The sequence below is a fragment of the Demequina soli genome, assembly GCF_000971195.1.
Lineage (GTDB): Bacteria > Actinomycetota > Actinomycetes > Actinomycetales > Demequinaceae > Demequina > Demequina soli.
Window position 1 is genome coordinate 1 of sequence record NZ_BBLZ01000005.1, and the last position, 20,324, is coordinate 20,324.

18 protein-coding genes are annotated in these 20,324 nt (G+C 70.9%); 4 read left to right on the forward strand and 14 right to left on the reverse strand.

What is annotated here, in order from left to right:
* Positions 1-489: sulfite exporter TauE/SafE family protein (locus tag AOM04_RS11225; RefSeq protein WP_156160714.1), on the forward strand; the 489-nt coding region annotated here is incomplete at its 5' end.
* A 1-nt stretch (position 490) separates the two neighbouring features.
* Positions 491-1,603, forward strand: coding sequence for an adenylyl-sulfate kinase (cysC, locus tag AOM04_RS11230; protein WP_062464889.1), 1,113 nt, complete (start codon positions 491-493; stop codon positions 1,601-1,603).
* 42 nt (positions 1,604-1,645) lie between these two features.
* On the opposite strand, the gene AOM04_RS11235 is transcribed toward cysC, so the two are convergent.
* Positions 1,646-3,811 (reverse strand): acyltransferase family protein, encoded by a 2,166-nt coding sequence (locus tag AOM04_RS11235; protein WP_169816440.1) that lies wholly within the window; start codon positions 3,809-3,811, stop codon positions 1,646-1,648.
* A 139-nt stretch (positions 3,812-3,950) separates the two neighbouring features.
* Between AOM04_RS11235 and AOM04_RS11240 the strand changes: the two genes are divergently transcribed.
* Both AOM04_RS11240 and AOM04_RS11245 read left to right on the forward strand, forming a co-directional pair.
* The gene (locus AOM04_RS11240; protein ID WP_062464891.1) at positions 3,951-4,997 is read left to right on the forward strand and encodes a sulfotransferase family 2 domain-containing protein; all 1,047 of its coding nucleotides are present in this window, start codon (positions 3,951-3,953) and stop codon (positions 4,995-4,997) included.
* Positions 4,998-5,116: 119 nt separating this feature from the next.
* A complete protein-coding gene (locus AOM04_RS11245; RefSeq protein ID WP_062464892.1) occupies positions 5,117-5,764 on the forward strand; it encodes a sulfotransferase family 2 domain-containing protein in 648 nt (215 codons plus the stop codon).
* 288 nt (positions 5,765-6,052) lie between these two features.
* Here the strand turns inward: AOM04_RS11245 and AOM04_RS11250 are convergent, their stop codons facing one another.
* The 13 genes from AOM04_RS11250 to glf all read right to left on the reverse strand — a co-directional run bounded on the left by AOM04_RS11250 (position 6,053) and on the right by glf (position 20,312).
* Positions 6,053-7,414: a polysialyltransferase family glycosyltransferase gene (locus AOM04_RS11250; protein WP_062464893.1), complete on the reverse strand. Its 1,362-nt coding sequence runs from the start codon at positions 7,412-7,414 to the stop codon at positions 6,053-6,055.
* Positions 7,411-8,391, reverse strand: a complete 981-nt coding sequence (locus AOM04_RS11255; RefSeq protein WP_062464894.1) for a glycosyltransferase family 2 protein — start codon at positions 8,389-8,391, stop codon at positions 7,411-7,413. Before AOM04_RS11255 ends, AOM04_RS11250 begins: the two co-directional genes overlap by 4 nt.
* A gap of 79 nt (positions 8,392-8,470) precedes the next feature.
* Positions 8,471-9,346 carry an N-acetylneuraminate synthase family protein gene (locus AOM04_RS11260; protein WP_156160715.1) on the reverse strand — a complete coding sequence of 292 codons (876 nt, stop codon included), beginning with the start codon at positions 9,344-9,346 and terminating at the stop codon, positions 8,471-8,473.
* 55 nt (positions 9,347-9,401) lie between these two features.
* Positions 9,402-10,628 (reverse strand): DUF6716 putative glycosyltransferase, encoded by a 1,227-nt coding sequence (locus AOM04_RS11265; RefSeq protein WP_062464896.1) that lies wholly within the window; start codon positions 10,626-10,628, stop codon positions 9,402-9,404.
* Positions 10,625-11,794: an acylneuraminate cytidylyltransferase gene (locus tag AOM04_RS11270; RefSeq protein ID WP_062464897.1), complete on the reverse strand. Its 1,170-nt coding sequence runs from the start codon at positions 11,792-11,794 to the stop codon at positions 10,625-10,627. Before AOM04_RS11270 ends, AOM04_RS11265 begins: the two co-directional genes overlap by 4 nt.
* Positions 11,791-12,750, reverse strand: a complete 960-nt coding sequence (locus AOM04_RS11275; RefSeq protein ID WP_062464898.1) for a hypothetical protein — start codon at positions 12,748-12,750, stop codon at positions 11,791-11,793. The genes AOM04_RS11270 and AOM04_RS11275 overlap by 4 nt, the downstream gene beginning before the upstream one ends.
* A complete protein-coding gene (locus tag AOM04_RS11280; RefSeq protein WP_228373697.1) occupies positions 12,747-13,481 on the reverse strand; it encodes an ABC transporter ATP-binding protein in 735 nt (244 codons plus the stop codon). The genes AOM04_RS11275 and AOM04_RS11280 overlap by 4 nt, the downstream gene beginning before the upstream one ends.
* Positions 13,474-14,340, reverse strand: coding sequence for an ABC transporter permease (locus AOM04_RS11285; protein ID WP_228373698.1), 867 nt, complete (start codon positions 14,338-14,340; stop codon positions 13,474-13,476). The genes AOM04_RS11280 and AOM04_RS11285 overlap by 8 nt, the downstream gene beginning before the upstream one ends.
* A gap of 27 nt (positions 14,341-14,367) precedes the next feature.
* Positions 14,368-15,486: a glycosyltransferase family 2 protein gene (locus tag AOM04_RS11290; RefSeq protein WP_082104597.1), complete on the reverse strand. Its 1,119-nt coding sequence runs from the start codon at positions 15,484-15,486 to the stop codon at positions 14,368-14,370.
* 55 nt (positions 15,487-15,541) lie between these two features.
* On the reverse strand, positions 15,542-16,270 hold the full coding sequence (locus AOM04_RS11295) for an ABC transporter ATP-binding protein (protein ID WP_062464900.1): 729 nt from the start codon (positions 16,268-16,270) through the stop codon (positions 15,542-15,544).
* A 1-nt stretch (position 16,271) separates the two neighbouring features.
* Positions 16,272-17,159, reverse strand: a complete 888-nt coding sequence (locus AOM04_RS11300) for an ABC transporter permease (RefSeq protein ID WP_062464901.1) — start codon at positions 17,157-17,159, stop codon at positions 16,272-16,274.
* Positions 17,152-19,152, reverse strand: a complete 2,001-nt coding sequence (locus tag AOM04_RS11305; protein ID WP_062464902.1) for a glycosyltransferase — start codon at positions 19,150-19,152, stop codon at positions 17,152-17,154. Before AOM04_RS11305 ends, AOM04_RS11300 begins: the two co-directional genes overlap by 8 nt.
* Positions 19,149-20,312, reverse strand: a complete 1,164-nt coding sequence (gene glf, locus AOM04_RS11310) for a UDP-galactopyranose mutase (protein WP_062464903.1) — start codon at positions 20,310-20,312, stop codon at positions 19,149-19,151. Before glf ends, AOM04_RS11305 begins: the two co-directional genes overlap by 4 nt.
* Positions 20,313-20,324 lie beyond the last annotated feature (12 nt).

The window sequence follows — 20,324 nt, forward strand, 5'->3', positions numbered from 1 at the left end:
GGCCTCATGGTCGGCCTCACCTCCGTCGGCTCGGGCTCCCTCATCATCATCGCCCTCATGGCCCTCTACCCCGCCCTGAAGGCCAACCAGCTCGTCGGCACCGACCTCGTCCAGGCCGTGCCCCTCGTGGTCTCCGCCGCGGTCGCCCACCTGTGGTTCGGCGAGGTCGACTGGTCCGTCACCATCCCCGTCATCATCGGCTCCATCCCCGGCACCTACCTCGGCGCCCAGCTGTCCTCCCGCGTCGGCGGCGGCGGCCTGGTCCGCCGGGCCCTCGCGATCGTGCTGATGGTCTCGGGCCTGAAGATGCTCGGCGCATCCAACGCCTTCACCCTGGCCGCCCTCGCCACCGCCCTCGTCGGCGGCACCCTCGCCTGGGCCCTCATCCGCCACCGCCTCGGCTTCGACTTCTTCATCTGGCAGGCCCGCCGCCACGAAGCCGCGGCCCGCGCCGCCCGCGAGGCCACCGGACCGCACAAGGAGGACTGACGTGCAGCTGCGTCTGACCCGTCACCAGCTCAACGAGCTCGAGCTCATGCGCGCCGGCGCCTACGGCACCAGCCTGCGCTACCTCATCCCCGCCGGCGACACCCACATCGCCACCCTCCTCGTCGACGACGTCGTGGTGCCCTCCACCTTCGAGCTGCTCGACACCGAGGCCACCCCCATCGCCCGCGTCGACGTCACCGACTCCCTCACCACCGGCCGCGGCACCTGGATCGCCGGCGACGTCACCATGCTGCGCGAACCCGCCACCGCCGCGTTCGCCGAGATCCGCCCCCGCGCGAGCCTCGAGATGCTCGACCACGCCACCCTCGCGGTCGGCAACGACGTCGCCGACCGCGACGACGCCCTCATCCTCGTCGACCACGGCGACACCGAGGCCCTGTCCCGCGCCGTGGCCACCGCCCGCCGCACCGACCGCGACGTCCGCGTCCTGCCCCGCCCCGCCGCCGCGCACATCGTCACCGACGACGTCGACGCGCTCCTGACCCACCTCGCCGAGGTGATGTTCGCCTCCACCGTCACCACCCGCCGTCGCGCCGGACGCGCCCGCGGCACCGGCATCGTGGTCCTCCTGTCCGGCCTGTCCGGCTCCGGCAAGTCCACCATCGCCCGCCAGCTCACCCGCCGCCTGCGCGCCGAGTCCCACCAGCGCGTCACCCTCCTCGACGGCGACGAGGTCCGCGCCATGCTGTCCTCCGGCCTGGGCTTCTCCCGCGCCGACCGCGAGCTCAACGTCCGCCGCATCGGCTGGGTAGCCGCCCAGCTCGCCGCCCACGGCGGCATCGCCGTCTGCGCCCCCATCGCGCCCTACGCCACCATGCGCGCCGAGATGCGCGCCATGGCCGAGGAGCACGGCCGCTTCGTCCTCGTCCACGTCGCCACCCCCATCGAGGTCTGCGAGGCCCGCGACCGCAAGGGCCTCTACGCCAAGGCCCGCGCCGGCGAGATCAAGGAGTTCACCGGCATCTCCGACCCCTACGAGGCCCCCCACGACGCCGACATCGTCGTCGGCGAAGGCGACGAGGGCGTCGACGACGCGGCCGAGCGCATCCTCCACGCCATCCTCGGCACCGCCGAGGCCTCCTACGTCATCTGACGTCACCGCCCGCCGCCTCCGTTCGTGAGGTGGCGGGCGTTCTCACGTCCCCGACAGGAAGCCGGCCGGGGCGCGGTCGATGACCTGCGGAGCGAGCGTGGACGCCCACAGGCGGGTGAGGTGGCCCGAGTCGCGGTAGACCAGCACTCCGCCGACCACGGAACGGCATAGCACCTCCCCGCAGTAGTCGTCCGTGAGATCGATCACGGCGACCTGATCCTTGGTGAACGCGCGCGCGGCGCGGAGCTGCGGATCGAACTGCAAGGCCTCTTCGCGAGGCAGCGTGCAGCGGCGGCGGGCGCCGAGCCCGTGCTCCGCGACACATTCCTGGACACCGTCGACCGCATGCGGGTTGTCCGCGATGGCGAGCACGCGCGCACCCGAGTCCACGGCGACCTGCCAGGCCGCCACGAGGCCGTCCACGCCCGCCGCACGGCGGCTCGGGTAGTCGAACCTCTTCCAGGTGACACCGGACAGCTGGCTCGTGAGGAGGAGGTCGTAGTCGCCGGTCCCGAGATCGTCGGCGATCGCCTGCTGCCACTCGGCGCACAGGTCCGCCACGGCCGGCCCGAAGGACGTGCGCACGGCGAACGTGTACGGGCAGCTGTTGCGGAACGCGACCGTGAGATCCCAGTCGTACGCATCGGCGAGCTCGAGCGCGAGGTTGGTGAGCTGCTCGGCGTGCGAGTCGCCCACCATGAGGACGCGAGGCCCGGTCCCATCGCCGCCGACCAGGTGGCACGAGGCGTAGCCCTCGTCGCGCCAGCTGAGGAAGCAGCCCTCCCCCTCGAGTCGATCGCGCACGAGGCGGGCGCCGGCGTTGGCCACGGCCTGATCCGGCACAAGCGCCTCGTAGAGGGTGCCTGCGCACTCGTCCGGGCGGGCGGCCGCGTCAGCGCCCAAGCACGCGGGCTGATCCTTGATCAGCTCCTCGACCGCTGCGATGGCCTTGGCCTCCACGACCTTGGCCTGGACGAGGATGGCGCTCGGGACGGTCAGCACGCAGAGGGTGCCGACGACCAGCATCGCGACCGCGCGGCGCGGCGTGAACAGGTGATCACGCCTCGGGTCGAGGTAGCGACGCTCCACCCACGCGTAGCTCGACGCGGCCAGTGCGAGCGATACGGCGAGCTGCGCGATCACGAGCGGGACGCGGGGTGCCTCGGAGAACGCGTAGCCGGAGACGATGATCACCGGCCAGTGCCACAGGTAGAGCGAGTACGACACGTCGCCAAGCCACTGCACGGGCCTCAGGCCCGCAGGCCTCACGGAGTCCCAGCGCAGAGCCGTCGAGCCCATCCCGAGCACCACCGCGGTCGCGAGCGTCGGCACGAGCGTGGGCCACGACGGATGCGGGGTCTGCGCGTCGAACACCGCCAGCGAGCCCATGAGGACGATCCACGCGATCCAGACGCTGCCGGCGCGCAGCCAGTCGGGGATGCGAGCCGACGCGCCCAGCTCTCGCAGCACGGCCGGCGCAGTCGCGACGATGCCGCCGAGCGCGAACTGCCACGCGCGGGTGGTGGTCGGGTAGAAGACGTCGATGCCCGCGTTGGCGACGCCGCCGGCGGCGGCGAGGAACGATGCGATGCCCGCGCCGGCGAGCACCAGCGGCAGAGCGATGGTGAAGCGCCGCGCGGACCGGCGCAGCGCCAGCAGGAGCAGCACCATCAGGATCGGGATCGCGACGTAGTACTGCTCCTCGACCGACAGGGACCAGAAGTGCCGGAACGGTGAGACCGGGATGTCCTCGCGGAAGTAGTCGGAGCCCGCCGCCGCGAGGTACCAGTTCTCGACGTACAGCGTCGAGGCGACCGCTTCCTCCGAGAACTGGCGCCACAGCGCCGACGGGACCCACACAAGCATCGCAAGCGTGGTTCCCAGGATCGCCAGGAAGGACGCCGGCATGAGACGGCGCACGCGCCGATTCCAGAACTGGGACAGGCGGAACCGCCCGCCCACGATGCCACGCGCGATGATCCCGGTGATGAGGTAGCCAGAGATCACGAAGAAGATGTCGACGCCGATGTAGCCGCCCGTCAACCGGTGAGGCGCCAGGTGGTTGACCAGCACGCCGCCGATCGCGACCGCGCGCAGGGCCTGGATGTCGCGCCTCCTGGCCGATGGTGCCGCGTGGCCCGAGACGCGTGTCGCCTCGGAGCTCGTCGGCTGCGGCTCCCGCTCCTCGCGATCCAGCACGACAGTCACCACGGTGCCCCCTGTTCCACGACTGCGCGGCGGCCCGTGTGCCCCCACAGCGCGGACAAGTGTAGGGGTGCGAGGGAGGCGACCGCCGCGCAAAAGGGTGCTGCCAGGAGGCACGGAACGTGCGTGGGATACTTCGCGCATGAAGATCACCCCCGTCTCCCCGAGCGACGCGTCGGCGGCAAGCGGCGCCTACAACACGTGGGTCCTGCCGGAGCAGAAGATCCTCTTCGTGTCGATCGGCAAGAACGCGTGCACGTCCATCAAGTGGCTGCTGGCCGAGATCTCCGGACAGGACATCGACCAGCTGCTCGACACCCCGGCCCTGCAGTCGACGCGACGCATGCTCATCCACACGCGCAAGCGGTGGGTGAACACGCCCAAGCTGAGCGAGATGACGGAGGAGCAGCGCGCGCAGATCAGCCCGGACAACGGGTGGTTCGTGTTCGCGGTCGTCCGTGACCCGCGCCTGCGGATCTTCTCGGCGTGGCAGTCGAAGTTCCTCGTCGGCGAGCCCGCGTACAGCTGGCGGAAGTACGGCGGTCGCGCCTGGATCCCGAGCACCCCGGAGTCCAAGGAGGACGTGCTCCGTGACTGGGAGAAGTTCGTCACGGCGCTCGAGCTCGACGGGCCCCGCGGCGGCGTCGCGCGCGGCGACGGCCACTTCACCACGCACACCGCCCGCCTGCACGAGGCGGTGGTGCCCTACGGCACCATCTACGACATGAGCGAGATCGGCCAGCTCACCACGGACCTGCGGGAGCACCTCATCCGCACGCAGGGCCACTCGCCCGAGCTGCTGCTCGGCAATGAGAACGACACGCCGCTGAAGGCTGGCCGCGAGGTGTTCGAGAACGGCATCCTCGACCGTCTCGAGGTCATCTACGCGTCGGACTTCGAGCGCTTCGGCGACCTGTGGGACGAGTCCTTCGAGCGGAAGGTCATGGCGAAGCCTGTCGACTGGACGGCCGCCGACTTCCGCGAGATCGCGTCGCGTCGGGCGATCAACGAGCGGGTCTACGAGCTCGACATGCGCATCCGTGGGCTCGCTGCCAAGAATCGCGAGTTGAGGGCCGACCTGCAGAGCGCGCGCGCCGAGCTCACCGCGGCCCGCGACGTCAAGGTCCCTGCTCCGACACCGACGCCGAGCCTCGCGAGCAAGGTCAAGCGCCGGCTCACCGCCCGCTGAGCCTCGCGCGAGGGCCCGGTCCGCGTCGAGGGCCGGGCGCTCGCACGCACCTCGGTGTCCCTCTCGAGGCGGTTCATCCCCGGTCCGGACGGTACCCGCCAACCTGATACCGTCCTCCCATGGAGTGGAGGATCACCGTCTGGGACGAGCCGCGTCTGGTCTACGTCGCCGTGGCCAAGGTCGCGAACACCGCCGTCAAGGCGGCGCTGCTGGAGTCCTACGTCGAGGACACGCGGTGGAGGAACCCTCACGCGGAGGACATGCCGTACAAGACGGCAGAGCCTGGCGAGCTCGCGACCACCTACGCCGACCACACGGTCTTCAGCGTGGTCCGCAACCCCTACGACCGCCTCGTGTCCTTCTGGGCCGACAAGATCGTGGGCGTCGGCTGGTACCGCAGGCTCGGCGCGCTGGGCTTCACCCGCAACCAGTCGTTCGCCGAGGCAGCGGCTGTCGCCTGCGGGCTCGCCGACGACGTGACCGACCCCCACGCCCAGTCGCAGGTCGCCCGCCTCAAGGCGGACTCGGGGCTGCTGCTCCCGACAGAGCTCATCCGCTTCGAGCGCATCGACGAGGACTGGACGCGGCTCCAGGAGCTCGCGGCCCAGGCGGGCGCCCGCCCGCTCAAGTCGCTGACGCCGCGCCGCGTGAGCCAGCGCGACGCCTGGCAGGACTACTACACCGACGAGGTCGCCGCGATCGTCGCCGAGCGGTACCGCGAGGACTTCGACCTCCTGGGCTACGACACGGCGTTCGCGCGCGCCTGAGCGACCCTCCGACACGGAGAGCGGAACCACCACCGCCCCGCCGCTGAACCGCGTGCGGGAGCCGGCGGCGTCATGGTGTCCGTGACCGTCGACCGAGCCGTGCTCGGTCTCACCGCGGGTCCGCCCTCTCGGCCTCCAGAGGCCACCACGAGAACACCGCCGCCGATGCCGTCCCGGCGGCTCCCGCATCGTCCCCTGGCCGCGATCGACGCGGGCCGGGCGCCCCCACCGATGCGCGAGGGGCGCCCCACCGTCATGGTGGGGCGCCCCTCGTCGCGCAGCCGGCGGTCAGTGGCCGCGCAGCACCTTCACGGCCCTGCGCGTGCGTCCCCGCAGCACGGAGACGGCACGGTGGAACACCTGCCCCTGATCGGACTTGTCGAGCTGATGCGTGATCACAGCGCGCATGCCCTCGCCCTTCAGGCTGCCGCCGGGCAGCCCCAGCTTCGCGAGACGGCTCGCCGGGAAGTACCTTTCGCGGTCCGCCACCGAGAGCGATCCGATGACGTCGATCGCCTCGTCGCGCAGGTGAGCGACGATCTTGGGCTGCTGCACGTAGCCGACCGCCCGGACCAGCCGCTGAAGCGCCTCGGGCGCCCGGAAGGTGTCGTCCGCGCGCGTGAGGGCGTCGACGGCCACGAGAGGGATGCGGTTGGAGTTCTCGTATGGATCGAGCCGCGGGAGCAGCTCCTCGGGTCCGACGGCGTCGATGGCCAGGTCGAAGATCGACCTCGCTGTCGCGAGTCCCGTGGAGAACGCCGCGATGACGCCCACGCAGTTGATCCGCGGCATGAGCGACTCCGCCACCCACGGCGTGTCGACCACGACGATGTCGACGTCGAGATGCCCCTCGACCAGTCGGGACACGGCGGCCGGAGGGGCGGCGGGATGCGGCTTGAACAGCACCCGCTCGGCACCCATCCCGATCGCACGCTCGATCATCCTCTCCTGGAGCGCGATCTCCTCGCTCGCGGGGATGAGCCTGATCGAGGACAGGTACTGTCCGAGCACCAGCGCGGTGGGGCGCTGGTCCGCGCAGATCTCCGCGAACAGCGGGTCGGTCTCCGCGTCGGCGGCGAGGGCGAACGCGGCGCGCGCCGCATCGGCCGGGACAGCGCGCAGCTCGATGTCGAGCTCCGAGAACAGCACCGGCCTCACCCCGTCGAGCAGGTCGAGGTAGATGAGGGACGCGATCCGCGACTGGATCGAGTACGGGATCTCCGAACGCAGCGGCGAGTAGCTCATGAGCCCGTCGGAGATCACGTGGACGGTGCCCGACTCGAACATCCGCATGAGCGTCTTGGCGGGCGCGACCTGCGGGCTCTGGACGAACAGCTCGATGTCCTCGGTTCCGAGGTCCCAGTCGTCGCGGAGCACGCGCGCGAAGACCGGCAGGTCGACGTCGCGGGGGTTCCAGTGGTTGGGCGCGTGCGGGGCCGTGAACTCGTTGAGGTCGATCACCCGATCGAAGCGGTCGAGCAACGGCTTCGCTCCGGGCTGGTCGAGCAGCGACGTGGTCACCTCGGGCACGGGGGCACCGTTGACCGCGAGGAGGAGACGAGGCCCGTTGTCCTCGACGAGCCCCGCGTCGATCGCCGCGACGACGGTCGCGATAGCGCTGAGCGATGTCGACATGAAGATCTGGGTCACGAGTCGCTCCCCTTCTGGTGGTAGCGCGACAGCGCGAGGCGCCTGCGGCCGGGGCCGTTGCGCAGCGCCTCGGCCACGTGCTCGGCGGGGAGCGCTGCCATCAGGTCGCGCACTCCGTGCTGCAGGGTCTGGCGGTCGGCGCTGGTCATCTGACCCGCGCGCGTGAGCTGGTGCTCGCAGATCGCGAGCGTGTTCCACGTGAGCTTCGGCCAGAACCGCTCGGCGTCATCCGCTCGCTCGAGCACCTGGCGAGCCAGGTCGAAGGCGCGGATGAAGTGCAGCTGACGCGAGTCGATGATCCGGGTGAGCGATCCCTCGACCTCGCGGCGGTAGAAGAGGTAGGGCGCGTCGACGACGGCGAACGATCGCGCCTCGAGGAACAGACGCCAGATCCACGGCCGGTCCTCCGCTGTGAAGAGTCCGTCGTCGAACGCCAGCAACCCGTCGTCGTACAGGCGCCGGTCGAACATGCCGGCCCACGCGTAGGGGTAGTCCACCATAGTCCGCTGGTTGCGCGGCATGATCGCCTCGCGCGGCGCGATCGCCTGGTGGCGCTGGAACCACGGCGCGCGGACCACCTCGCGCCGGAAGCCGGCGGCGGTGACGTGGTCCGTGCGCACGAAGTCGCAGTCGAGCGCGTCCATCGCGTCCGCGAGGGACTGGAGGCGCCGCGGCGCCATCCAGTCGTCCCCGTCGATGAACGCGATGCGGCGCCCCGTGGCGAGGCGCAGCCCCTGATTGCGGGCGGACGCGAGGCCGGAGGGCGCATCGTTCTCGATGACGCGGAAGTTCGGCAGATGCCTGCCGTAGTACCGCAGCACGTCACCCGTGGCGTCCTTCGAGCCGTCGTTGATCGCGATGACCTCGAGGGCGGAGAGATCGTCGAACTGCAGCGCGACGCTCTTCATGGTGGTGCCGACGTAGTCCTCGCCGTCCTTGACGGGAAGGATCAGTGTGACACGGGGAGCGTCAACCATGCGCCGCCCCCGACGACGAGTCGCCGCCCGCAAGGCGGGCGGCGACTCGGTTCGATTCGTGCGTGCTCACCGAGGCGCGTCAGCCGTCGACGCGGCGGAGCTTGCTCAGGGGGGCGAGCTCGCCCGGGAAGACCTTCTTGACGCCGTCGCCGAGCGCGGTCTCGATGATGCGGATGTCGCGCACGAGGTGAGTGAGTCCCTGCGGCTCGAGCGAGGCGGCGTGGTCCGAGCCCCACATGGTGCGGTCGAGCGTGATGTGGCGCTCCACGGTGACCGCGCCGAGCGCGACCGCGGCGAGCGAGATCTGCAGGCCCGGCTCGTGGCCCGAGTAGCCCGTCGGCACGCCGTAGCGGTCCTTCAGCGTCGGGATCATGCGCAGGTTCGCCTCCTCCGGGGGAAGCGGGTACGTCGAGGTCGCGTGCATGATGACCAGGTTGTCCTTGCCCAGCGTCTCGACGGCCGTGTCGATCTGCTCGAGCGTCGACATGCCGGTCGACAGGATGACCGGCTTGCCGGTCTCACGGATCTTGCGCAGCATGCCCAGGTCCGTCACGGAGGCGGAGGCGATCTTGTAGGCCACGGCGTCCATCGACTCGAGGAAGTCGACGCTCGGCTCGTCCCACGGCGACGCGAACCAGTCGAGGCCCTTCTCACGGCAGTACGCGTCGATCTCGGCGTACTCGTCCTTCTCGAACTCCACCTTGTAGCGGTACTCGAGGTACGTCATCGTGCCCCACGGAGTCTCGCGCGGCGTGGCCTTCATGTGCTCGGGCGTCGCGATGTCCGGCGTGCGCTTCTGGAACTTCACCGCCTGGCAACCCGCCTCGGCGGCCACGTCGATCAGCTGCTTCGCCGTCTCGACGCTGCCGTTGTGGTTGAGCCCGATCTCGGCGATCACGTAGACCGGCTGTCCGTCTCCGACGAGGTGCTCGCCGATCTTCACTGCGTCAGCCACCAGGGGCTCCCTTCGCTTATGTGCTGCGGTATACGGTAGCCGGATTTCCGTGTGCTCACGCACCCCGCCCCTCACGCGCACGGTGCAGCGCGCGCACGGCGCCCGCCGCCGTCGACGCGACCAGATGCCGCAGCGGTGTGTCCGCGGACCCCAAAGCCTCGTGACGCCGACGCGCGCGACGCGCCGCGCCCCGCATGCCGCCGCGAGGCGCACGGTAGCCGGCGAGGGTCGCGGTACCGCCGTCGCGGGCCATCGCCTCGGCGCGCGCGATCCAGTCGGACTCGTCCGCGGGGTGGAAGTAGTTGTCGTGGCACCAGGCGGGATCCGGGTCTCGGAAGCCCAGCCTCGCGAGGTCGGTGAGCGAGCCGAACAGGCGCGAGCCCTCGAACACCACGTTGATGGCCCCGGCGTCGACGCCGAAGTCGTCGAGGCAGATCACGGGCACACCTGCGGCGATCGCCTCGAGCGCCGCCGTCGAGCTCACCGTCACGAAGCCCGCGCAGTCACCGAGATAGTCACGCAGGGGTCCATGCGCGAAACGGAGGTTCGCGGGCCATCCCGCCGCCGGGATGTCCCGCGCGAGCGCCGGGAACGATGCGTGCTCGGCGTGCGTCTGCGCCTCGCCCTCGGTCCCGCGGAGCTTGATGATCCAGTCCAGCTGGGGATTCGCGTGCGCCGCGGCGACGAGGCCCGCCAGCAGCGCACGGCGATGGTCGACGTCGTGCGGGACGAGCGCCTGGGGGGCGAAGATCACGCGCGGCCGCTCGCCACCCCCGACGGCGCGATCGTCGACGAGCGAGGCGAGGCCGACCTCCCGGATGCGTCCGCGCGGGAGCATCGTCGCCACGGCGGCTCGCTCGCGCACGCTGTGGACCACGAGCATGTCGACGGACGCACGCAGCGTCACGCCGAGCTCGGTCGGCGGGAGCCAGATGCCCGGGATGCCGGCGACCGCGACCTTGCAGGGCGGCACCCCGCCGAACCGCTCCTCGACGAGCAGCTGGATGAGCGGCCCGCGGCACGCGAGCAGGAGCACGTCCGGACGCTCGGCGCGCAGGCGCGCCTCGAGCGCGTCGAACGACACGACGGCGGGCTCGTGCTCGAGCCGGCCGTCGACCGCCGCCGTGATCTGCTCCGCGCTGGGCGTGACCGCGTTGCGCACGACGAGCAGCTCGGTCCTCCAGCTGGACGGCGCCTCGAGCAGCCGCGACACCGCCCACTTCAGGTAGGAGTCCGAGTCCGCGACCACGAGGAGGCTGATCGGCGGCGCGGCCTCGGTCACCCCAGGTCCCGCGCCGCGAGGATGAGCTCGGCGAGCTCGCGCAGCGCGCCGGCGCCGCCCGGCCGCGTGAGCGTCACCCGGGCCCGCCTCGCCGCGTCGCCGTGCGCGTCCGGCACCACGACCGGCCAGCCGACGATCTCGAGCGCGGGCACGTCGTTGACGTCGTTGCCGACGTACGCCACACGCGCGGGGTCGAGGCCCTTGTCCTCGCACCAGGCGCGCAGCGCGGTCGCCTTGTCGTCGACCGCGTGCATCACCTCGACACCCAGCTTTGCGGCGCGCGCCGCGACGACGGGGTTGCGCTCCTTCGACAGGATCAGCATCGGCAGCCCTGTCGCACGCAGCAGTCCGATGCCCATGCCGTCGGAGCGGCTCACGCGGACGGACTCGACGCCATGCTGGTCGACCACGACCGTGTCGTCGGTGTGCACGCCGTCGAAGTCCATCACGAGGGCATCCACGTCGACGGGCTCGCGCGTGTCCACGACGGGGGCGAGCGCGCGGGCGAGGTCGAGCTCGTGGACCGCATCGATCTCGACGCCCGTGGAGGCGTCCACCTCGGCGATGCCGACGCGCCCGAAGAAGCGGAATCCACGCTCGCGGAAGCCCGCGACGTCCATCACGTAGAAGGCGCCGGTCTCCTGGTAGTGCGGCTCGCGGTCCTGGCGGCGGGGACGGAACGAGTGGTCGTGGTTGACGCCCGCCGCGCCGGCGTCGGTGCGCTGCCACAGGAATGCGTACGTCTCGAACGCGGAGAACATCGAGTCGTACGTCCCCGCGAGCACCTCGCCGACAGCCCCGTCGAGCGCGGCCGTGTCGATGAAGGGCGAGGTGGCCTGGAGGAAGGCGAGCGCGCGCGGTCGGATCCCCTGCTGCTCGAGCACGTCGAGAGCGTGCAGCAGCGCCGACTCCGACGTGGCGGTGTCGCCCGCGATCTCGGCGGGACGGGCGATCACCTGCGCGCCGACCGCACGTGCGGCATCGGCGATGGCCTCGTCGTCTGTCGACACGTAGACGGCGTCGATGGACGGCGCCGCGAGCGCGGCGCGGGCGGCGCGCGCGACCAGGGGCACGCCGCCGACGCGCGCCACGTTCTTCCCCGGCACCCCCTTGGATCCGCCTCGCGCGGGGATGATCGCGATGGCGGAGATGTCGGTCGGGGTCATGGCTGCTCCTGGGTGTCGAGTGGGGTGAGCACGCTCCGCAGGGCGACGTCGGCCGCCGGCGTCCACCACGCCTCCGGGACGGATACGGTGCGGTGGCGAACGGCGTCGGGCAGGATCGCGGCGAGCGTCGCCCGCGTGCTGGACGGGAGCGACACGACCTCCTCGAGACCGGGTGCGCACGCCAGCACCACCTCGGCGGGCAGGTCCGTGGTGACCACCGTGGCGCCGTGGTCCGCGAGCTTCGCGAGCAGCGCGGGCGTCTCCCGACGATGCGGGAGATAGTGGGCGGCGCCGCGCGCCGCGTCCGCCACCCACGTGAGGTAGTTCGCCTCCGAGATGTACCCGTCGGGCACGAGCGCCGAGCCGAGCACGACGCGTGGGCCGACCGCGGTGTGAGGGACGTCCCGCACGCCGCGCAGCCACGCGTACCGGTTGGGCTCGACGCGCACGCCGTGCTCGGTGAGGACCGTCACGGACGGATGGTCGGCGTAAGCGGTGAAGAGGCTGAGCCGGCCGGCGCGAGCGGCGCGCCTGAGGCGGATGCGGGCGGCCTCGCCGAGCGCACGGGCCGGCGGGTGCTCGCGCTGGCCCATGCGCGCGAAGGGCTCGTCCCCGCTCAGCACGCGCGCGAGGTGGAGCGTGGCGGTGCCGTCGTCGAGCACGGTGACGTCGCGGGTGCTCGCGAGCGCGGTCAGGATGCGGAACTGCCCGCTGAAGGCATCGCCGATGATGCGCCGGCGCGCGTCTCGCAGCCCCGCCGCCCACGGCGTCGCTGCCCACGCGAGCGTCACCTCCGTGTGGCCGGTCGCCTCCAGCGCGGTGTCCAGCCACCGTGCCAGCGGCGCGAGCGACGCGACGTCCTCGCGCAGGCCGATGACGACGGGCTCGCGGCGCTCCGCCGCCCACTCGACCGCGTTGAGCAGCTGGAGGGGCGACTCGACCCAGGCGTGGTTCACTTGGACCTCAGGTAGGCCCTGACCACCGGCTTCGTGGGTCCGTCCATAACCAGGTTGCCGTGGTCGATCCACAGGACCCGCGTGCAGGTGTCACGAATGGACTTCATGGAGTGGCTCACCAGGAACACGGTGCCGGCCTGGTCGCGCAACTCGCGGATGCGCTGCTCGCTCTTGGCCCGGAACTCCTTGTCGCCGACCGCGAGCGCCTCGTCGACCAGCAGGATGCGGTGGTCGCGCGAGATCGCGATCGAGAACCGCAGGCGGGCCTGCATGCCGGACGAGTACGTCTTCATCGGCAGGTCCATGAAGTCTCCGAGGCCGGAGAACTCGACGATCTCGTCGCGGATCCCCTCGACCTCGGACGGGGCGTGGCCGAGCGCGAGCGCACCCAGCGTGACGTTCTTGTCACCGGACAGGTCGCCCAACAGGGCGGCATTGACGCCCAGAAGCGCCGGACGGCTCGCCGCGTATACGGCGCCCCGGGACGGCGCCTGCAGCCCCGCGAGCGTCCGCATGAGCGTCGACTTGCCGGAACCGTTGTGCCCGATCACTCCGATCGACTCGCCCTCGTGCGCGACGAACGACACGCCCTTGAGCGCGTGCACCACGCGCAGGCCGCGCTGACGCTTGAGCAGCGCGCGACGGTCGCTGGCAGCCTTGCCGGACGCGAACGAGCGGTACTCGACGTGCAGCCCGTCGACGGCGATCGTGGGCTTTCCGAGCTCACTCACGTCCGTACCTCTCCTCCGCACGCCAGAAGAACACGATGCCGAAGCCGAGCATGCTCACCGCGGCGACGCCGGCGATGATCCACAGGCGGCCCGGCACGCCGTGCGCCTCCTGCAGCGCGCCGCGCGACAGCTCGATGAAGTCGTGGACCGGGTTGAGCTGTGCCAAGGCGAGCATCCAGGCAGGGTGCTTCGGCGGCGCGAGCACCAGCTCGAGCGAGTAGAAGATCCCCGACATGTAGAAAAGGATGCGGGTGATCACCGGGATGAGCTGCCCGATGTCGCGCAGATGAACCGTGAGTCGGGCGGCTACGAGCGCCACCCCCACGTTGAACATCGTCATGAGGATCACGATGGGGATCATCAGCAGCCACGACCAGGTGGGGTACTGGCGGAATCCGATCAGGATCGCCGCGAGCACCGCGAGCATCGGGACCAGCTCGTAGAGGTTGCGCAGCACCGCGGACAGGGGCAGCAGCATGCGCGGGAACGCGAGGCTGCGGACGAGCGCCAGGTTGCCGGTGATCGACTTCGCACCCTGGGAGAAGGACTTCGAGAAGTACGTGAAGATGAAGAAGCCCGTCACCAGGAACGGGACGAACGGCTGCGGCCGGGACGAGCCCGGCATGATGACGCCGAAGATGAGCCCGTAGACACCCGCCTGGAGCAGCGGGTCGAGCACCACCCAGGCGAGGCCCAGACGGTTCTCCGCGGTGCTGGCCTCGACACGGAAGCGCGCCATCGTCGTGGCGAAGTGCCGCCTCCGCCAGAGCTCACGCAGGTAGGCGGGCAGCGTCGGCCGGGCCCCGACACGCGGCAGACCGGCGTCGCGCGCGACGGCGCCATAGTCGATGTTGGTCACTTCTCTCCTGCATCCGCCGTGGCGGTTCTACCGCCCCGAGAAGGAATTGTGCCCTCGGGGGGCCTTCACGATACCCGCAATGCATCCCGCTCCCCACGCGAGGTGCATGGTCGGCAGGATCACGGCGAGGCGCCGCCGCACCGCGCCGGGCACGTCCGCGCGCGCCGCGGTGCCCGCGATCCACGCGCCGTAGACCACGAACGGACTCGCGCCGAGGGCCAGCATCACCGCCGCAGCGGACCCCCCCACGAACGGGGCGGAGACCAGCAGCCCGAACCCGACCACGAGCGCCACCAGCAGCGCCGGCGGCACGAAGTACCGCATCGGCTGGCGGGTGCCGAGGCGGCGGATGAGCTCGCCGCGCCAGCGGCCCGAGGCATGGAACTGACGCGTCAGCGCCGGCATGTTGGGGCGCGGCCGGTAGACCACCTCGAGCTCGGGGTCGAACCAGACGATCCCGCCGGCCTCGGCCAGGCGCCGGTTGAACTCCCAGTCCTCGCCGCGGGACAGGCCCTCGTCGAAGCCACCGATCGCCAGCACCGGCTCGCGCCGGAAGACGCCCAGGTAGGCCGACTCGGCCGGGCCCTCCTCGCCGCCGGTGTGGTAGATCGCGCCGCCGAGCCCGGCGGGCGAGTTGTACCCCCACGCGACGGCCTGCTCGAAGCGGGAGATGCCCTCGGCGCGCATGCGGCCGCCGACGTTCACGGCGCCGGTGCGCGACAGCGTGCGCAGCGCGGTCGCGGCGTAAAGCGGCGGCAGGACGGAGTGCGCGTCGACGCGCACCACCACCGGGTGCCGCGCCTCCGCGATGCCCAGGTTCATGGCCACGGAGATCGCGTTGCGCGGGTTCGCGATCGGGCGCACGCGCGGGTCCTCGTCCGCGAGCGCGGCGACGATCTCGGCGCTGCGGTCGCGCGAGCGCCCGAGGAGCACCAGCACCTCGAAGTCGTCGAGCTCCTCCTGCGCGAGCACGGAGCGGATCGCTGCCTCGATGTGCCGCTCCTCGTTGAGGACCGGGATCACGAAGCTGGCGACCAGCCGCGCGGTCGGCTCGGTGACGCGGTCGGACGTCTCAGGAGAGACGTCGAGCAGCACCGGCTCCTCGTCGCGCGGGTGCGCGTCGACGGGGGACACAGGCGCGGACATGGCCCCTATTGTGACATCCCGCGCCTGGACCCCCGACTTCGCCACCCCGCGGCGATCACTCCTCGCCGCGCATGCGGCGGACGACGGCGTGCGGCTCGTCGTCCATGACCACGTTGCCGTGCTCGAGCAGGATGCCCCGGTCGCACAGGTCCGCGACCATGTTGAGGTCGTGGCTCACGATCACGAGGGTCTTGCCCTGAGCGCGCAGCTCGCGGATGCGGGCCAGGCACTTCTGCTGGAACGGCTCGTCGCCCACCGCGAGGATCTCGTCGACCAGGAACACGTCCGGGTCGGTGTGCACCGCGACGGAGAAGGCCAGGCGTAGGAACATGCCGGAGGAGTAGAACTTCACCTCGGTGTCGATGAAGGCCTCGATCTCGGAAAACGCGACGATGTCGTCGAACCGCTCCTCGATCTGCTCCTCCGACATGCCCAGGATCGCGCCGTTGAGGTACACGTTCTCGCGGCCCGTCAGGTCGGGGTGGAAGCCCGCGCCGACCTCGATGAGGCCCGCGATGCGGCCGCGCACCCCGATCTGCCCCTCGTCGGGCGTGAGCACGCCGGAGATGCACTTGAGCAGGGTGGACTTGCCCGAGCCGTTGAAGCCCAGCAGGGCGACGGTCTCGCCCTGGTTGATCGTGAGCGACACGTCCCTGAGCGCGAGGAAGTCGTCGACGGTCTCGGACCGCCGGGTCGAGGCGCGCGCCACGACCTCCTTGAGCGAGCGGACGTGGCGGATGCGGAAGCGCTTGGTGACGTTGTCGACGACGATGCTCTCGGTCATGTCACAGCTCCTGCGCGAACTTGCGGGACATGCGCGTGAAGACGCGGTCGCCGATCGCCAGGAGCGCCAGCGAGACGACGAGCATGATGACGCCGCGGGTCATGAGGTCGGGGATGAGCGCGCCCTCGCGGATCGAGGGGTCCGCGGCGGCCCACCAGAACGCCCGGTGGAACAGCTCGACCGCGATGGTGAGGGGGTTCGCCTCGTACAGCTGCGACAGCAGCGAGCCCCTGCCGAACGTGTCCCACACCATCGACATCGAGTACAGGACGGGCGAGAACCACACGGCGACCATGAGGATGAGGTCGACCGTGTTCTCGATGTCCCGGAAGGCGACGTTGACGGCCGCGAAGATGAGGCCCAGCCCCAGCGCGAACGCGATGACGATGAACGTCCCGAGGAAGAAGGCGGCGACCCCGGTGGCGTCCGGCCGCCAGCCGTAGAACAACGCGCCCGCGATGAGGATCACCACCTGCGGCAGGAAGTGCACGAGCGCCACGAACACCGAGGACACCGGGAACAGCTGGCGCGGCAGGAAGATCTTGCGCACCAGCGGGCCGTTCCACACGATGGACCGCGTCGCGTTGCCCAGGATCTCCGTGAACAGGTTGATCACGATGATGCCGCTGAACAGGAAGATCGCGAACGGCGGCAGCGTCTTCGACATGTTGAGGAAGCCGCCCATGACGAAGAAGAACACCGCGAACTGCGCGCCCGGCTTCACGTAGCTCCACGCGAGGCCGAGCACGGACGCCTGGTAGCGCACGCGCAGCTCCTTGCGCACCAGCAGCTCGAGGAGGTACCGGTGCGCGAAGATGCTCGTCAGGCCGCGCGCGACGCCCGGCCGCTCCATCCCCTGGGGCAGGGGACGGAGCCCGGTGTCACTCATCCGCGTCGACGGCGTTCGCCGCGAACGTGTCCCGCCACTGCTCGGGCGAGGTGAACTCCGGCATCGCCTCCCGGTACCGCTTCTGCAGCTGGTTCCAGCGGGACAACGCCTTGCGGTGCAGCGCGAGGCTGCGCCCGAGGTACGTGCGGAAGGTCTGCGGGTCGCGGATGTACATCGACACGCCCGTGCCGTCCGCGCTCGTCACCACGGCGGAGTCGAGGTGCGACAGGCGCCACCACTTCGCGGCCGCCGCGGCGACGCGCTCCTCCGGGATCTCCAGCGCGTCGGGACGCACCGAGCGCATCTGCCGCAGGGCGCCGGTGGCGGCCGACAGGGCGAACACGACCGGGTTGGTCGGACGATGCGGGAGGCGGCCCTTCGACGGCGGGCGGTGCCGGCGCGTGATGGGGTACGCGGCGGGGTCCTTGGTGACGACGGCGTCGACGTGCTCGGCGCGCATGCGGCGCACCTCGCCCAGCTGGGTGCCGATGGTCGCGTGCAGGTGCTCGGGCCCCTCGAGCAGGTCCTCGAGCGCCTTGAGGCGCAGCTCGACCGCCGAGTACTGGAGCGACAGCAGGTGCTTGACGTCCGCGGCGAAGCTGAGGCGCGGCAGCGCGCCGCCGTTGCGGTACGGCGAGTGGAGCAGCGCCGCGAGCCAGCGGTTGCGCTGGTGGTAGTAGGCCTGCCAGTCGATCGAGTCGTCCTTGTCGAGCCACGGCACGTGCCACACGGCGGCGCCGGGCAGCGACACGGTCGGGATGCCGGCGTCGCCCGCGCGCAGGCAGAACTCGGAGTCGTCCCACTTGATGAACACCGGCAGCGACAGGCCGACGGCGCGCAGCGCCTCGACCGGGATGAGGCACATCCACCAGCCGTTGTAGTCGACGTCGACGCGGCGGTGCAGCCACGGGGTCGACCGCAGCGGGCGGTGGCCGAAGTCGTGCTCGCCCTTGGTGCCGGGGATCTCGCCCCACCAGAAGGTGTAGGGGTTGATGCGCTCGCCGAAGGCGTGCAGCGCGGCCTTGTCGTACATCGAGAACATGTGGCCGCCGACGATGGTGGGGCGGCGGCAGAAGTCGCCGAACGTCACCGCGCGGAAGATGCCCTCGGGCTCCGACACCACGTCGTCGTCGAGCAGCAGCACGTAGCTCGAGGCGCCCGCGTCGAGCGTCTCGGACATGCCGCGCGAGAAGCCGCCCGAGCCGCCGAGGTTGCCCTGGCGGATGAGCGACAGGCGGCCGTCGAGGCCGGCCTCGGCCTCGACGAAGTCCGGCTCGTCGGACACGAGCTGGTTGCCCTGGTCGACCACGTAGACGGTGTCGATGACCTCGCGCAGGCCCTCGTCCCGGCCGAGCTGGTGCAGCTGCGCGACGCAGTAGTCGGGGCGGTTGAACGTCGTGATGGCGATGGACGCGGTGCCGCGCGTGCGCGCGAACCGCTCGGCGACGCTCCACTCGGCCGCGAGGAGCTCCACGGCGCCCTCGGTCGCGTGCAGGTCGAACCAGTACCAGCCGCCGTCGCCGAACGGCGACAGCGGGAGGTCGTACGAGGCACGGCCGGCCTCGGCTGCGACCAGCTCGACGCGCTGCGTGCGGCCGCGCGCGTTCGACTTGTAGATCACGAGCGTCGCCGGGCCCGACAGCTCGACCTCGAGACGCACCTTGTCCACGTCCGTCCAGCGGCGCCAGTAGGCGGCGGGGAACGCGTTGAAGTACGTCGAGAAGGACACGCGTGCGCGGTCCTCGAGGCGGATCGAGCGGCGCCCCGTGATCTCGATCTCCTCGTCGGAGACCGTCTGGATCGGGGTGACCTCGAGGACGGCGGCCTCGGGCGAGCCGACCTCCTCCTCGCGGCCCGGGCGGGCGTTGGTGAGGTCGACGTAGAGCGGGAAGGTGTCCGGGTCGGAGTCCGTCGGCAGCACCACGCGGTGGACGATGCGCATGTCGCCGGTCTCGCTCGCCGCGGCCGAGGCGGCGGCCGCCACGGCGGTCATCGCTCCACCTCGGGACCGAACAGGGCCGCCAGCTTGTTGTCGACCATCGACAGCGCCGAGCCGATCGCCATGTGCATGTCGAGGTACTGGTACGTGCCCAGGCGGCCGCCGAAGAACACGTCCTTCTCGCCCGCCATGCGCTCCCGGTAGGCGCCCAGGCGCTCGCGGTCCTGCGGGGTGTTGACCGGGTAGTAGGGCTCGTCACCCTTCTCGGCGAACCGCGAGTACTCCTTCACCACGACGGTCTTGTCGGTCGGGTAGTCGCGCTCGGGGTGGAGGTGGCGGAACTCGAGGATGCGCGTGTACGGCGCGTCCGCGTCGGCGTAGTTCATGACCGCGGTGCCCTGGAAGTCGCCGACCGGCAGCACCTCCTGCTCGAAGTCGATGGTGCGCCACGACAGGTCGCCCTCGGCGTAGTCGAAGTACCGGTCGACGGGACCCGTGTAGACGACCGGCACCTTGCCCACGAGCGCGTCCTTGTTCAGCGGCTGCGTGGTGTCGAAGAAGTCGGTGCCGAGCTTCACGGTGATGTTCGGGTGGTCCGCCATGCGCTCGAGCCACGCGGTGTAGCCGTCGACCGGCAGTCCCTCGTACGTGTCGTTGAAGTAGCGGTTGTCGTACGTGTAGCGCACCGGCAGGCGGGAGATCACGGAGGCGGGCAGGTCCTTGGGGTCCGTCTGCCACTGCTTCTGCGTGTAACCCTTGATGAACGCCTCGTACAGGGGGCGGCCGATGAGGTTGACGCCCTGCTCGTCGAGGTTCTCGGGCTCCTTGCCGCCCAGCTCGGCAGCCTGCTCGCGGATGACGGCCTTCGCCTGCTCCGGCCCGTAGGCCGAGCGGAAGAACTGGTTGATGGTGCCCAGGTTGATGGGCATCGGGAAGACCTCGCCCTGGTGGTTCGTGTACACGCGGTGCACGTAGGGCGTGAAGGCGGTGAAGCGGTTGACGTACTCCCACACGCGCTCGTTCGAGGTGTGGAAGAGGTGCGTGCCGTAGGTGTGGACCTCGATCCCCGTCTCGGGCTCCGGCTCGCTGTACGCGTTGCCGCCGATGTGCGGGCGACGGTCGATGATCGTGACCTTCGCGTCGAATCGGGACGCGAGCTGCTCGGCCACGGTCAGGCCGAAGAAGCCGGCTCCCACGACGACGACATCTGTCATTGAAATTGGTCC